Source organism: Mesomycoplasma ovipneumoniae (genome assembly GCF_033343935.1).
GTDB lineage: Bacteria > Bacillota_I > Bacilli_A > Mycoplasmatales > Metamycoplasmataceae > Mesomycoplasma > Mesomycoplasma ovipneumoniae_G.
This window is the reverse complement of record NZ_JAWPGQ010000002.1, coordinates 84,411-99,580: the sequence shown is the minus strand read 5'-3', so window position 1 is coordinate 99,580 and position 15,170 is coordinate 84,411. Positions and strand designations below refer to the sequence as shown.

At 28.6% G+C, this 15,170-nt stretch carries 11 protein-coding genes; 6 read left to right on the top strand and 5 right to left on the bottom strand.

Going from position 1 to position 15,170, the window contains the following annotated elements:
- The first annotated feature begins 408 nt into the window (after positions 1-408).
- From R7X45_RS00925 to R7X45_RS00915, 3 genes are read left to right on the top strand one after another with little or no spacing between them, the layout of a single operon-like run.
- A complete protein-coding gene (locus R7X45_RS00925) occupies positions 409-963 on the top strand; it encodes a hypothetical protein (RefSeq protein ID WP_318055571.1) in 555 nt (184 codons plus the stop codon).
- A gap of 46 nt (positions 964-1,009) precedes the next feature.
- Complete coding sequence (locus tag R7X45_RS00920; protein ID WP_318055570.1) at positions 1,010-1,822, top strand: MAG4940 family membrane protein; 813 nt, start codon at positions 1,010-1,012, stop codon at positions 1,820-1,822.
- A 20-nt stretch (positions 1,823-1,842) separates the two neighbouring features.
- Positions 1,843-4,188 (top strand): MSC_0775 family lipoprotein, encoded by a 2,346-nt coding sequence (locus R7X45_RS00915; protein WP_318055569.1) that lies wholly within the window; start codon positions 1,843-1,845, stop codon positions 4,186-4,188.
- Positions 4,189-4,889: 701 nt separating this feature from the next.
- Here R7X45_RS00915 and R7X45_RS00910 read toward each other — a convergent pair.
- The 5 genes from R7X45_RS00910 to R7X45_RS00890 all read right to left on the bottom strand — a co-directional run bounded on the left by R7X45_RS00910 (position 4,890) and on the right by R7X45_RS00890 (position 12,126).
- On the bottom strand, positions 4,890-5,369 hold the full coding sequence (locus R7X45_RS00910) for a PTS sugar transporter subunit IIA (RefSeq protein WP_303571599.1): 480 nt from the start codon (positions 5,367-5,369) through the stop codon (positions 4,890-4,892).
- A gap of 33 nt (positions 5,370-5,402) precedes the next feature.
- Positions 5,403-5,693 carry a PTS sugar transporter subunit IIB gene (locus tag R7X45_RS00905; protein WP_069099495.1) on the bottom strand — a complete coding sequence of 97 codons (291 nt, stop codon included), beginning with the start codon at positions 5,691-5,693 and terminating at the stop codon, positions 5,403-5,405.
- Between the two features lie 777 nt (positions 5,694-6,470).
- Positions 6,471-8,240 carry a PTS ascorbate transporter subunit IIC gene (locus R7X45_RS00900; RefSeq protein ID WP_277446685.1) on the bottom strand — a complete coding sequence of 590 codons (1,770 nt, stop codon included), beginning with the start codon at positions 8,238-8,240 and terminating at the stop codon, positions 6,471-6,473.
- A 69-nt stretch (positions 8,241-8,309) separates the two neighbouring features.
- Positions 8,310-9,371 (bottom strand): phospho-furanose lactonase, encoded by a 1,062-nt coding sequence (locus tag R7X45_RS00895; protein ID WP_303466394.1) that lies wholly within the window; start codon positions 9,369-9,371, stop codon positions 8,310-8,312.
- 922 nt (positions 9,372-10,293) lie between these two features.
- Complete coding sequence (locus R7X45_RS00890) at positions 10,294-12,126, bottom strand: P68 family surface lipoprotein (RefSeq protein ID WP_318055568.1); 1,833 nt, start codon at positions 12,124-12,126, stop codon at positions 10,294-10,296.
- Positions 12,127-12,264: 138 nt separating this feature from the next.
- Between R7X45_RS00890 and R7X45_RS00885 the strand changes: the two genes are divergently transcribed.
- Genes R7X45_RS00885 through R7X45_RS00875 form a run of 3 tightly spaced genes read left to right on the top strand, consistent with a single transcriptional unit; the run spans position 12,265 to position 15,164 of the window.
- Positions 12,265-13,425, top strand: a complete 1,161-nt coding sequence (locus R7X45_RS00885; protein ID WP_318055567.1) for an ABC transporter ATP-binding protein — start codon at positions 12,265-12,267, stop codon at positions 13,423-13,425.
- The gene (locus R7X45_RS00880) at positions 13,412-14,341 is read left to right on the top strand and encodes a hypothetical protein (protein WP_318055566.1); all 930 of its coding nucleotides are present in this window, start codon (positions 13,412-13,414) and stop codon (positions 14,339-14,341) included. The genes R7X45_RS00885 and R7X45_RS00880 overlap by 14 nt, the downstream gene beginning before the upstream one ends.
- Positions 14,325-15,164 carry a hypothetical protein gene (locus R7X45_RS00875; RefSeq protein ID WP_318055565.1) on the top strand — a complete coding sequence of 280 codons (840 nt, stop codon included), beginning with the start codon at positions 14,325-14,327 and terminating at the stop codon, positions 15,162-15,164. Before R7X45_RS00880 ends, R7X45_RS00875 begins: the two co-directional genes overlap by 17 nt.
- The last annotated feature ends 6 nt before the right edge of the window (positions 15,165-15,170 follow it).

Sequence of the window (15,170 nt, the reverse complement as noted above, 5' to 3'; positions counted from 1 at the left end):
AGAAGTTCATTTGAGCGGTTTGAACATAACCAAAGCATAACATACCTAAAAAGGTAGCTCAAAGGTAATTATACACTATTTTTGAAATTTATTTTTTTTTTTTTTTTTTAGAGCAATTTTGATGATGCTCAAATTGATAAAGCAAGTATCGAATTTTTAGACTGGACTTATATAGTAAATATTCTTGCCGGTGTAAAAAAATCCTTACTTGATAGTTTACAATATTAAAAAGTGATTATTTTTTACTTTTTACTCACAAAATGAAATTTTCATAGAAAAATATAGTAATACTTGCATAATTATTTTGCTATAATTTTATTTGCTTACTACTTACTCTAATAAAAAATAGGAGAATATTTGAAAGTAAAATTAAAAATTTTCATAGGCACTAGCATGAGACTAGCTCCTATGTCTTTTTTGGTTGCTTGTAAAGTTCAAAGTAATGATGATGAAATCTTTTTTAAAGCTTTTCAAGGTTTGCCAAGACCATTTACGCAAGCTTTAACAGGACAAAATTGATTAGTAAGTTATTATAAAAAAATCTTGAAAAATGATCAAGATTTTTTGGCACTTAAATCTCAAGTTAACCAAGAAAATCTTAAAAAACTAAAAAAATTAGAGCAAAAATATTTGCAAGAAATTAATATCCGACAAAACAAAAAAGGAATCAGTGTAAAACAAACAGACAGTAGTAAGATTCACTGAAATCCTTATTTAAAAATGCTGAATTTAGGAAATTCAGTTATTATTTGGCTGAAATTAATGTTGAATTTTCTTAAATCACAAAATACTAGACTTGTCTGGAAAACTAAAAACAAAAGTATAGCACAAATTTCTAACAAAATTGAAGATTTTTTAGTTCAAAATACTCGGCTTAAAAATCCAATGATTACTAAAAGCAATAAAATTCTAGAACAATTGACGGTAGTACAAAATCTACTTATTAGTCAAAAAAGTCTATAAAAATAGACACTTTTTATGAAAAATGATTAACTTATAAGGTTGGCTAATGACAAAATTTGAAATGCTTTCTGTCTTTTGAAATACTAGAGTTGCCTTTATTGAATTTTTAGGATCACTGCTTTTAATATTTTTCTTTTTGACATCAAAACATATTGTACATCAACTAAAGTCAAATATTTTTGTTTCAAGTTTTCTCTATACTCTTTCGTTTTTTTCAGCACTTTTTATCGCGCAAGCAACTTCTGGATTTTTATCAAATTCAGATATTAAACCCTTTTTAATACCACAAATTGTCATATTTGAATCAATTATCAAAGGCCTGACAAATTCTTTTACAGGAACATTACTTTATCGGGGTTATTTTTACATTTTTGGCAGTCAAATTTTAGGCGTTATTTTTGGTTATTTGGCCTTCTTTTTATATACAAAAATGGTGAAAAACATCACAAAATATAAAGAAGATTTTCACAAAATAGTTATGGTCGAAAAAGCACCTAAAATTGGTACTTATTTACAAAAAGAGATCTTTTTTGGTTCACTGTTTGTCTTTATTTTAATGAGTGTTCCAAGAATTCCTTTTAGCGCAAATTTAACTTTATTTGATCATCAGATTGTTTTATTTATCTTGTTGCTATTTTTCTTTATTATTAACACCAATACCGGTTTTATCAATTTTAATTTATGGTCAACTTTAGTGATCATACCTTACTTAGCAATAAGAAAAGTTAATAATTTTAATATTAGACTTTATTTGTGGCAAATCATTATTAACGTACTGACAACTATTTTAATACCTGCGATTTTAAGTCTAATATTTTTAGGCATTGCCAGTTCTTCAAACTTAAGTTTCAATTTATAAAATCTAACAAAGGAAAGAAAATGTTTAGAAAAAAATACAAAAAACTATTTTTAGGTGTACTAACTTCTGCTTTGTCCGTCTCAGTTGTTGTTTCTTGTGGAATAACCAATGACGCTAATGTATTTACGAGTTCTACTAATTTAGAGTTAAACAAAAACAACCCTTACTATTCAATTTATGAGCCACAATTTAATATTGATTTGTTTAAAGCGAATAATTTAGAACAATTTATAACAGCAGAATTTGCTAAAGTGCCTTATCAAGTGCAAAATTCTAACTCCAAATTAATTAACATTAATCAAGACTTTCAAGTATCGCATATTTCTGACTTACAACAACTTAATTCTAACAATGAAATAATTAATCCAACAGTTGAAAATAATACTTTAACTTTAGATCAAGCTAAAGTGGAAATCAAAAATTTTAAGCAAAATAAATTAGCAAATCGCTTTATCAAATTAAATTTAGATCTGCAAGGCCTAGAATCCAAAGCTAAACAAATCAATATGGACTTAAATAATTTCTATTATGAAATAAACTATAATCAAATTCAAGAAAATAATGATGACACAAGAATTTTAGATATTCCTATCACTATTAGATATTATAATGCTGATGACAAACAAAACCCTTATAAACGAGAAAATTTCATTACAATTTATAAACAAATTAGTGGTTTTGCTCCAAATAAAGCAAAGCAAGATAATATTAATAAAGCCAAAATGATTAGTAAAATTAACTATAAAAATAAGGCTAATGTTTCTATTTATAGCGCTCTAGAAAATTTAAATTCTAAAGAAGAAATCAAAGGTGAGACTGATACTTTAATTAGAACTAAATATCTTGATAAACAGCTAAAAAATATTGATTTGTTTACAGTAGAAATTCCTGAAAATACTAAAAGTCAATATTATCTAAAAGATGTTGCACTAGGCGAAGATCTAAAATCTATTTTAGTGACTGTTGTGACAACTACAGGCAGTGGGCAAAATGCTTACAGCACAGAAAAAGTCTATAAAATTGAAGGCTTTAAGCAACTAGATCAACAGGAAGTCCAGCAACTATTTAAAAAATATTTAAAAGTTCATGTCAAAGGTGGAATTAGTTTTTTTAACTATGATTTTGCCAATGTCAATAAAGATGATTTTGTAACTAACTTTGATAAAAATAGATTTTTTGATATTCAAATTAATATTTCAGAAAAAACTAACGATACTAGTTTAGCTCCATACACAACTAAGGCTAAAATTAGCTTTAAATCAAAAAGTTCTATTTTCCAAGATTTTGATATTGACGATTTTAATATTGGAGTACCAAAATTTGTTCCTTTATTTGATTCATCAACCTCATTATTAAATAAAAATCAAATTTTTTCACCTTATAATGCTTCAGTTTATATACCAGAATTAGAAAGAAGAAATATTGGTGAAATCAGCAATAGTATTAATGAAGAGAGTAAATCTTTTGTGACTTCTGGTGGTTACAAAGAATTTCGTACCTTCTACACTGATAATAAATTAACTCAGGCCGTTCACTATGGTGAAGATGTCTTAGTGCCAAGTGGTCTACCGCTAAAAACTTTTTCAAAATCAAAATTACTAGGGGCTTACTACTTACCAAATCAAGGGGCTGCTGAAGGAATTGGAACTACCGTTGCATTACAAGTTGATGTTAAGGACTTAGAAATTAGCCAAGAAACTAAAGACAAATATTTGCGTAATGTAGATGCTGTTGTTTTCTTTTTTATTCACTTAGACAATAATACACTTTCACTTTTAGGTCAAACAGCACAAGTTGAACAAGGTAATAAAAATACTTCAAGAATAGCAACTTATCTAAAAGATGCTAGTCCGATTAGTCCAAAAGAATTAGAAAAAAATACTACTTTTGGTACAATTGGACAAATGACTAACAATGGTGGTTGATCACCGCACGTTCACATTGAAGCTTATCCAATTAGATATGAAATCAAAAATGGTAAAAAAGTATTTGCAGAAAAATTTTTAAATCAGAAATATTTGCTTGAACCACAAAGAAATATTAGAATAGCACCAAACCGTATTAATAAATATATCGATGTAGATAAGCAAAATAAGCAAATTATTAACTTAACCAGTCTTAAAGCTGCGGGTGTACAAATTGATCAAAGCAAAGACATTAACTTAGTTGATAATAGTGGGAAAGATACTAAAAAGCTTGATACACAATTTAAGGGTTATAAAAACAGAGATTACACTAAATTAATCGAGGATTTATTTATTAGAAATCAGGCATTAGATCCAAATATATTTTTCCAATTTCGTGATGATAAATCCTCGCGAGTAAGACTGGATAATTTATTTACAAAAGCTAAACAAAATAGTTAAAAACTAAAAGATAAAAACACAAAGTTCGCTGTTGAATTTTTATCCCGAGTTTCCCGTTTAATGAGATAATCTTAAAAAAGTGTCTGTTTTTTGGGCACTTTTTTAACTTTTTTGGCAAACCCAGAAAAAATAACTATCAAAGCAAAAAAACTAAATTTTAAATCTACCACTCATGAATCCAAAATCTACTTATTAATAAAATAAGGCAAACTAAAAAAGGCTAAATTTTAACTTAAAAAGCAAAATTATGAAATGTTTAAACTACCTTTTTTAGTTAAAACGCTGACAAAAACAATATAAAAATACAACTACTATTTAAACTCAATGCAAATAGAAAACTCGTTTTTATTTGCAGCGAGCCTAAAAAAACATATGAAGTTTTGAAAGAACAATAACTAAAAGCCATAAATTTATAGATTTCTAAACGGTTAAATTTACGGCATACCATCATATTTAAAAATATAATGGATAATTCGCAATATCTGATTTTTTTATGACAAAAACATTCTTAATTCCCCCTAATTCAATATTAAAATTTATTAATTATTCTTAGTGACTCTATTATAACATAATTTTTTCTTAGATCAAACATTTTTTTTTTTTTTTTGGAGCAAATTTTGTTGGCTAATGAATAAAAGCTCTGAAAAAAATAAAAAACCCACGAATTTGTGGGTTTTTAGCTTCAAATTTTAAAGAAAAAGTTATGAATTAAGGTATTTTGAAAAATCAACTTTTTCAAGGATGGCGATTATTTCTTCTTTTGATGTAGCTTTAATAATTTTGTCAATATTATCAACATCTTCAAAAGCGGCAACTATCTGAGGCAGGGCAACTGCGGTGTGAATATCAGCACTTGTTGCGCCAAGAGTTATTAAAATTTGAACAGGACGGCTATCTTGGTCAAAATAAAAAGGCTTATCAAAAACAACAAGTGAAAAACAGTCTTTAAATACGTCTTTTCCGGCTTCAGCATGAGGCATTGCCAAAAAAGGTGCTAATATATAATAAGGTCCGTGTTCGATTGTTGAGTTGACTATCAAGTCAACATAATTTGGGCTTATTAAATTTTTTTCAATAAGCGGCTTGCATGAGATTGCAATTGCTTCTTGCCAGGTTTGGGCTTTTTGATTAATTAAAATTGAATCATTTTCAATTAAATTTGTGAGTAAATTAACTGACATAAGATTTTCTCCTAAATCAAAAAAAAGATAAATCTAAACAAGTTGCTCAAGAACTGGACTTAATGCGGTTTTAATTTCATTTTCGTCCATTAAATTAGTTACACCAACAATTTTAGCTTTTTGGTTTGGATTAAACTCACTAACAAGATGTTTTGAGGCGATAATTATATCTACTGAATTGGTTAGCCCTTTTGACTGACCCATTGAAAGAGCCTCAACAGAAGCTTCAACCCCTAATTCCTTTACTATTTTTTGAACTTTCAACTTAATTATCATTGAAGTTCCCATTCCATTTCCACATGCAGCAACAATTTTTAATGACATAATTACTCCTTTTTTTAGTACAAACAGACAAACAAAAATAATTTTTAATACTATTTTAAAATTATATAACAATTTTGCAAAAAGCAAATAAAAAAATCTCCTGAGTTTCCCAGTTTGATGGCAAAAATTAACTTTTTAGGGAATATAAATATGCAAAAAATACCCGGATTTACAGGTATTTTTGATGTAAAAACCTTAATTTTGATTATTTTAAATTTAACCCTTTACAAAAAAAAAAAAAAAAATTATTTGGTCTAAAATAAAATTATGTTATAATAATGCTCACTAAGAATAATTAATAAATTTTGGTATTGAATTAGGGAGGACTTAGTTATGTTTTTTGCATGATAAAATCAGATAGTGCGAATTATCCATTATGTTTTTAAATATAATGGAATGGCTTAAATTTAACCGTTTAGAAATCTACAAATTTAGGGCTTTTAGTTATTGTTCTTTCAAAACTTCATATATTTTTTAGGCTCAATGCAAATAAAAACGAGTTTTCTATTTGCATTGAGTTTAAATAGTAGTTGTATTTTTTTATGATTTTTGTTATTTTATCCTTTAATTGATTTTTGCTAGTGTTTTAAAATAGGTAATTAACTTTTGCCAAAAAAAGTTAAAAAAGCCCCAAAACGGGATACTTTTTAAGATTATCTCATCAAACTGGGAAGCTCGGGTATTTTAATTTTACAAAAAAGCAAATAAAAAATCCCGGTTTTTGCTAGAACCGAGATTTTTTATACAAAAAGTATAAAAATTTGAAAAACTAAATAATTAGGCTTCTTTTTGAACTAAATCAACATTGACTTTCAGTAATTTTTGCAGTCATGTTTTTTTAGTTTGTTTTGTTGAGTCAACACCTTGGGCTAAAAGAATTAGGCCAATCATTCCAACAAAAACAGTAATTCATCCTAAAACATAGTGGAATTGACCGATAATTAGACTAAGTCCAAAGAAAAGATTTCAGTCACCCATTCCTAAAAATCCGGTTGTAACTGGATTTTGAAGAACTGGATTTCCAGCATTATCTTGAAGAACAGGAATTCCAACATCGACAATATTTTGTACCAGTTTTAGACCAAATGAAATTACAATAATTTCAAAAAATCCAATAATTGCCGGAACAATAAAGGCAGCTTTTCAACCTCCAGAGGCATTAGCATAAACTCCCATTGCCCCTGAGTTGAAAAATAGTGTAATAAAGAGTGGAATTGCAACTAAGGAATAATTATTTCCTGGAATTGCAGCAAGTCCGACAGTAATAAATACGGCCAAAAATTGTCCGAAAACCCCACCAAGGAATCCGTAAGTAACGGCATTAATTGAAAATCCATAAGTAGCGGCAATGTCAACAGCAACAACAGCACCAGGAATTACTTTTTCAGAAATTCCATGGAAAGACTGTTGTAATTCAGTAACAAACATTCGAACACCAGTCATAATTGCAATTAAGGCAGCAATCATTCTGAGTACTCCACCAAAAATTATGAGAACAAAGTTTGCACCACTATATGATCCATTTCAAGTAGCTCCGATTTTCTCTGCAGCCCCAGTAAAGCCACTGTAAGTAGAATTAATGGTACTTTCTAATCCATGGTATCCAATAATTATCGCAAATAAAATTGCAAAGAGAAATAGCATAATTATTGTTTGGGTAAAAATATTGTCTTCAAAAATTTTGAGTGACTCAGGTAGTTTACGATTTTCAGCACTGTGTTCTTTGTTTCCAAAAAAGCGACCCATTTTGTAGCTAGTAAATAAAGTAAGCATTTGTTGGTGACCAACAGCAAAACCAGCATTTTGGGTGACAAGGTTAGTTATTTTTAGTGTTGCAACCGATGAAGTTGCCCAGTAAATTCCTAAAAACAGACCTGAAATAAGTACAAGTCCGACCTGAGATCCGGTAGAAATTGCCCCATCATCAAGAAGCGGAATTGAACGGAATAAAATTACATATAAAAGTGCGGTAACAATTGTTGACTGCTGGAGCATAATATGTCCGGTAATCACAATTGAATTTGTGTTAGTAAACCTTTTTGCTAAAACCATTAAAATATTAACAATAAAAGCAGCAATGAAGGTGAATGATGCTAAGGTAAGAAAGTTATTTGCCTTTCCAAAGCTTGTTTGAAGAAAATTCTCAGCAGAAGTCCAACCTAAATAAGGATCAAGCGGAACAACACCACCGGATTTAATATCTCCAATTGCGCGAAAAACTGGAGCAGCCAGACCAACTAGAATACTTGCTCCAATTCCTAAAAGGAAAACTCCAATAGCTGTCTTGAGCGCCCCAAGAAATGCATCGCGACCACCACGGCCTAAAACAAGATAACCAACAAGAACTAAAGATCCAAGCAAAAGTGGATTTTGTCTTAAATAGTTATCAAGATAAACTACTCGAACAAGAAAAACCAAGGCGGTTGAAAAACTCTCGCCATTGTGACCCATTCGAACACCGAGGGTGATCCCGATAATTAAAAGGTTAACAAACAAGAAAATAAGTAGGCCAAAAAGTAATTTATTATTTTTTTTACTAAGCGACATTTTATTTCCTTTCTTAAAATTTTTTTAAAATTTAAACTAACAAAGCAGTTTTGTTAGAATTTAAAATCGTTAGATTTTAAAGGTTTTTTTGAGTTCTAATACGTACTCAGGAAGAATTGACGGATCAAATTTTCGCGGCTGATCAAAGGTCAATATTTCAGCTGGATTGTTAATCAAAATATCATCAATCGCTTCTTGACTAACACCAACTTGTCTTAAAAGTGGAATAAACCGATCAAAAAGATAAGCAAATCCATGGCTCATTTTCCCTTTTTGCATTCCGTAGTTTTTTTGATATAAAACCCGACCTGCATCAAGTGATAAAGTTATATGCTTTTGGAGACCAAGATCAACTAGATATTTAATGTTTTCGGCTAAGGTTGCATCAGTATAATACTTAACACGATCAGGGCCATCAAAACACAAAGTCACACCTAATTCCTTAATTATTTTTGCATAATAATATTTGTCAGGATTTTTATTTAAGTGTGAAAGTTGAATTTTACGCGGATTAGCGCCAAAATCAATTAAATATTTAGCAGCCTCATAAGCCATTGTTCCTAGTTGGGTGTGAACCAAAATTGGCGCACCGGTTTCAATTGAGGCTCTTGCGGCAACTTCCAAAGATTTTAATTCCAGACGATCAATTGCCCCATAACCTGTTCCGGCTTTAATTATTCCCGCTTTTGCCTTTGAACGTTTAACAACTGGGCCAGAATAATTATACTCATCCATTCCTTGGGTTATTTCGGCAACAACCATTTTGGTAATTTCATCAGTTGGAACAAGCGCGAGTCAAGAAGCACCTTTGTCATAAAAAGCGGCCTTGTGAAAACCGGTGGACATAATAATATGAACTTTACCAGCTAATTCCTGGGCGATTTCGAGCATGCGATAAACATCTCTACCAACATTTGGCGGGTCCATTGTCACCAATGTTTTCCCGCCACGAGCTGCAAATTCGAGCGATTCGGCAATTGCAGCTTCGTTTGAAAGCATCACAAAATCAGGGTGTTCATGAGCTTCAGGACCATAATTTTTAATTAAATGGTCATGACAGTCAACAACTCCTAACTCTGAGGGACAAATATCTCCTAAAACAGTTCTAGAAAATTTTTCCGTATTTTGCATTAAAAAATTTTTTTCCTTTCTTTAGTTTTAAAGTCAACACTTAACAAATAAAATTTGTTTTTAAAATATATTTTTTATTATACCACTTTTTTAACAGAATGTGAAAAAAGCAAAACAAAAAATGTTTTGCGATTATAAATAACTATATTAAGCTTCGTTAAGCTTCTTTGAAAATATAAAATCCGTATTATTTTAACAAAAAAATAAAAAATAAAAACTAAAAATTTTTGGAATTTTCATGAGCTTGACAGTTTGATAGAAAAAATTCACTTTTTATTGAGTATAAATACGTAAAAATACCGATAAAAACCGTGTTTTTTGACACTAAAACCTTAATCTTTATTATTTAAAATTACCCTTTTGCAAAAAAAAAAAAAAAATGCTTGGTCAAAAATAAAATTATGTTATAATAACTCTCGCTTAAGAATAATTAATAAATGAATATTAGAATTAAGGAGGAATTAGTTATGTTTTTTGCCATACTAAAATCAGATAGTGCGAATTATCCATTATATTTTTAAATATGATGGAATGCCTTAAATTTACCCGTTTAGAAATCTACAAATTTATGGCTTTTGATTATGGCTCTTTCAAAACTTCACATATTTTTTTAGGCTCAATTTAAATAAAAGCGAGTTTTCTATTTACATTGAGTTTAAATAGTAGTTGTATTTTTATCCATAAATTGATTTTTGTCAGTGTTTTAAAATAGGTAATTAACTTTTGCCAAAAAAGCTAAAAAGCATGAAAAACCGGACAATTTTTTAGGATTATCTCACCAAATTGAGAAACTCGGGAAAATATATAAAGTGCGTATTATTTTAAGAAAAAAATAAAAAATAAAAACTAAAAATTTTGCGAATTTTTAGTTTTTATAAACAGCAGAATTTCTAATTTTTTAAAATTACCGCTAATTTAAGTTTTATTGGTTAATTAATGTTAGTAATTTATCAGAACTTTCGGCTTTACTATTTTCGAATTTTGTTGATTCAATTAGTGAATCTGTAATTGTTGCCGAAATTTTTGCTTCTTTAAAATTACCATTATCACTTAGAATTTTAACTTTGGATGCATCTTCTTTAAAAGCATTAAGCATTGATTCCATTGAAATTATAACTGATCTGAGATTTGCCATTTTTTCATACAAACTTCAGTCGATTTTTTTGGCATCTTCGCCAACTAGTTCAATACTTTTTTTGTTATTAGATTCAAATTCGACAATTTTATCATAGTATTCTTTATATTTTTTCTTTACTTGTTCCAATTTTTCCTGAGTTACAACCGCTTTTGTAGGAAGGAAATAACCAGTATTTTCCATTAAATAATCAGCATTATCGACCATTGTTCCGGGTTTGTCAATATCATTTTGACCAGTAAAGAGTCATTCTAAAAATTTAATTGCTGCTTTATTAATTTTTTCTGTGTCAGTTTTAATTGGGATTAGGGATGATCCACCTGAGTTATAGACAAAAAATTGAGAATCTTTGCGTGACTTTAATGGTTGGTTTGTTGTGAATACGTCATTAAATGTTGCAAAACCTTTGGCAAGTTCAGGGTTGCTTTTTGCGAATAGGCTACGGGTTGTTGCTGTGTCAATTGATTGCTTAATCCCAACTCCAGGAACATAGCCAAAAACGGTACGATATTGAAGAATATCATGACTTCCTCATTCACCAATGCTATCTTTTTTCTTAAAGTTTTTAAACTGAAATGCTTGCAAAATCTTGGTTTTTTGACCTACTTTTTGTTCGATTTTTTTGTTAGTTTTTGTAAATTTTTCGTAAGTTTTTTTAAATTCATCTTGCAAGGATGTATCTGTCGCAATATTAAAAGTTAAATCTTTACCTTTTGCTTCTCAGAATTTTTTACCTGATTTTGAAATAATATTTTTGTGGAAAACTAGACCTGAATAGTCAATATCAAAAATAGACGCATTTTCTGTATTTTCATCAATTTTTGCATCAGCTTTTAATTTTACACCATCAATAAATTTAGTTGAAAACTCAAGTGCTTCTTCAATATTTGAAAAAGTATCATAATTTACGTTCAAATCTTTGAAAATTTCGGCAGATTTTACTTCAAGATTGCTAAAAAAACTGTTTTCAGGAGTCGAGTTTCCTTTTTGAGCTGATTCTTGTGCTTTTTTGTAAATTTCGGCTGACTCATCAACTTTTCCGCCACCTTTTTTTACTAAGTCAAAAATAATCCGTAAATTATCAAGGTTAAATCCAAGTGCATCAACATCATTTACGTTAAAAGGAATGTTATAAAACTTATTTTCGCCAAAATTAAATGAATTGTATTTTCCTACAATTTGATCAGTGAATATTCCTGGCTTCAATTTATCACTTGTTATTTCTAAAAGTCGATTACGTTCTTGTAAAACACTCGCAGTTGAAGAATCCCCTAAAACAATTGATGGAAGTTGATCTGAATTTGTGTCCAGTAATTTTTTAATGTTTTCGGTTGTTTGTTGTTGAGTTACTGCTTTTGACTCATCACTCAAAACAAGTCTAACTGGCGCAAAATCAGGATCATCTTTAAACTTTTGGTTGTAATAAGGGATTAATCCTTTTTGATTTTTACCATAAACATTAAGTCCAAAAATTAATGGTCAAAAAGGACCTTGACTTGTTGTCATAACAACTTGAGTTTTTGGATCAATTGTATTCTCGCTTACTCCACAAGCACTCGCAATTAAGAAAAGACTTGGTGAGGTAAGTAACAAAGGTTTAAAAAATTTTTTAAAATTCATATATTTCTCACTTTTTCTAATTTTATGAAATTTTTTTCAGAAATATCAATAATTAAATATTAGTTATTTATAATTTTAATAAAAATAACTATACAACATTTACAAAAAAATTTTGAAAAAAAGGTAAAATTTTTTAATATGAATCACTTAACAATTGCTATAAGTATTAAAAACCTTATATTTTCGTATGATAAAAAGGCTTTTCTTAAAATTAATGACCTCGAAATACCAGCAAATAATATTATTACAATTTTAGGACCCTCAGGTGCAGGAAAGTCCACTTTCCTTAATATTTTAGCGGGTTTTTTACCAGTAAAGACAGGTATTGAATACCATGAAAAATTCAAAAATTTTGGATATATAATGCAGAAAAACAACTTATATGAAGAAATTTCGGTAAAGAAAAATCTTTGGATTAGTGCTAAAAATTCGCCTGAATGAACCTCAAAAGTATGAAAATTGAGCTGTGAAAATTTCGAAAAAGACAAAAATAGTCAAGATTTTAGCGACTCTATCGGAAATTTACTTTCAAATAAATCTACTTTAGGCGTACAAAAGGTTATAAAAAAATTCAAATTTTACTTTTATATATTGAAAAATATAAAATTTTATATTTTTTTCCTGAAATTTAGAAAAAAATATTTCGAAAAAGAAGTCCTAAATGTATTAAAAGCTTTAGAAATTGACGACATTTTTTTAAAAAAAGCCAAAAATATTAGTGGGGGGCAGCAACAACGCGTGGCTTTTGCAAAATCAATTATAAAAGGGGATAATTTAGTTTTAATGGATGAACCTTTTTCATCACTTGATGCAAAAATTAAGGAATCAACTATTAAATTATTACTTAAAATCAAACAAGAATTTAACATGACAATCGTTTTAGTAACTCACGACCAAACCGATGCAATGAAAATTAGCGACAAAATTATCCTTTTAAATAAAGGGGAAATTTTGCAATATTCTAATCCAGAAGAACTTTTTGAAAATCCTCATTCTATTTTTGCCGCAAAATTTATCGGAATGCCAGAAATCAATTTTATTGAAAAACAAGGAGAAATTGAATATTATATCCGTTCTAAATACATTAAAATTTCATCAACATCTGAACCAACAAATGGAAAAGTTTTTTATAAAAAAAATATTGCAGATAATTTTTATTACCAAATTCATGATACTGAAAAAAATATTGACCTTGAAATTATAAGTCCTGTTGATATTCAAGGCCAAAATGTAAAAATAGAATATAATAAAGATAAAATTTTTGCTTTTGATAAAGGCGGAAATCGTGTTAATAGTTAATAAAGAGTCCGTAAAAACAGTTATTTTTCACAAAAATACAAAAGCAATCTTACTTATAGGACCACTATTTATTTTTCTGTTTATTTTTTCAGTCTACCCTATTCTGGATTCGTTATTTAACTCTTTTAATGTTGGATCTGGACAAAACACACATTTAGGATTTGACAATTTTAGGGAATTATTTGCAAAATCAAATTTTAATGACGCACTAAGAAACAGCACTTTATTATTTTTTATTAGCTCTCCGATTGCACTTTTTCTAGGATTTGTTGTTGCAATTTTGCTCTCAAAACTCAAGAGTAAATTTCTTAGAATGTTAATAATAAGTGGACTTTATTCCCAGTTTTTCATTTCATCTTTTGCAATTGGGACTGCTTTTTCTTTCCTTTTTGGTCAAAAAAATGTTTTTGCAAAAATGCTCAATCTAAATTTTTCATTTGTCGGTGGAAACAATAAAATTGATTTAATTTGACTATATTTAATTTATCAACTCTGAAGGGCAATCCCGTTTAATTCAGTGCTTTTCTTTTTTGCAATTTCGAGCATTCATACAAAATATCAAAAAAACTTACAAATTGACAGAATTAACCTTAAAGACAAGATTTTCAACCTTTATCTTAAAGAAATTGGCAATCAATTTTTAGTTATCGCCTACACAAACTTCATTTTTGCAACAATGTTATACCCAAATGTTATTACGGGCGACATAAATTTGGATCTAAATAGAGGCCACACTCTTGCTTCATATATTTTATCTTCAAGCGATAATTCAGGGCTGCAATCTGCCGTGAGTTTAATGACTTTCTTTTATCTTTTAGCAGTTTTTTCAACCTTTATTATTTTTAGACCAAAAACATGGAAAAAAATGTTAAAACTTATTAAAAATAAAAGGGGTAAAAATGTCATTAAAATTTAATTTAAATAGTTTTTTTCTCCAATTTTTGCTATTTTCCTTTTTAATAATAGTACTTATTTTTTTCCTGTTTCCTTTATATTATTTAATTGTAAATGCTTCGCTGCCTAATGAATTGCAAGATAATCCTAATTTGACTTTGAAAATAGGCTCAAATTTACTTGAAAACTTTAAAAATTCAATTAATGATAATTTTTGAATTGGAATTACCACTTCAATTTTTGTGATTATGCTCATTAATTTTTTTAGAATTCTCCTGTATTCACTAGCTTCTTTTGGACTTTGAATGGCAAAAAAAAGACTGAAATTAACGTTTATTTCTCTTTTTGTGGCAATTTCTTTTATTCCAGAAATTAGCACTTATATTCCGCTGGCAAGAATTTTAAACAACAATCAGTTAGTAACAAATTCGCCAGTTTTTGCGCTGACAGTCAACCAAATTTTTTCCTTTTTTAACTTTTTTTACCTTTATAAAAGTATTAACAAAATTGACAAAAAGCAACTTTTACTTGCAAGAATTGATAATTTATCACTGTTTTTAAAAATAAAATTGATAATTTTTCCAAAAATAAAAATTTCCTATTATTTATTAATTATTTTTACAACAATTCAAGCTTGAAACGACTTTTTATGACCAAATTACATTTTTTCAAACCGTTCATACCAGACAATTTCGACTTGATTTCAGTATTCAGGCCAAAGTAGCCTTGGATTTCTACAAAACATTCAAGCTGCAGGTTCACTTTTTACAATAATTGTGCCATTATTTTCCTATATAATTTTTTCCAAATTTATTAATAATGCAACGGCAAACAATATTAAATAGTTTTGA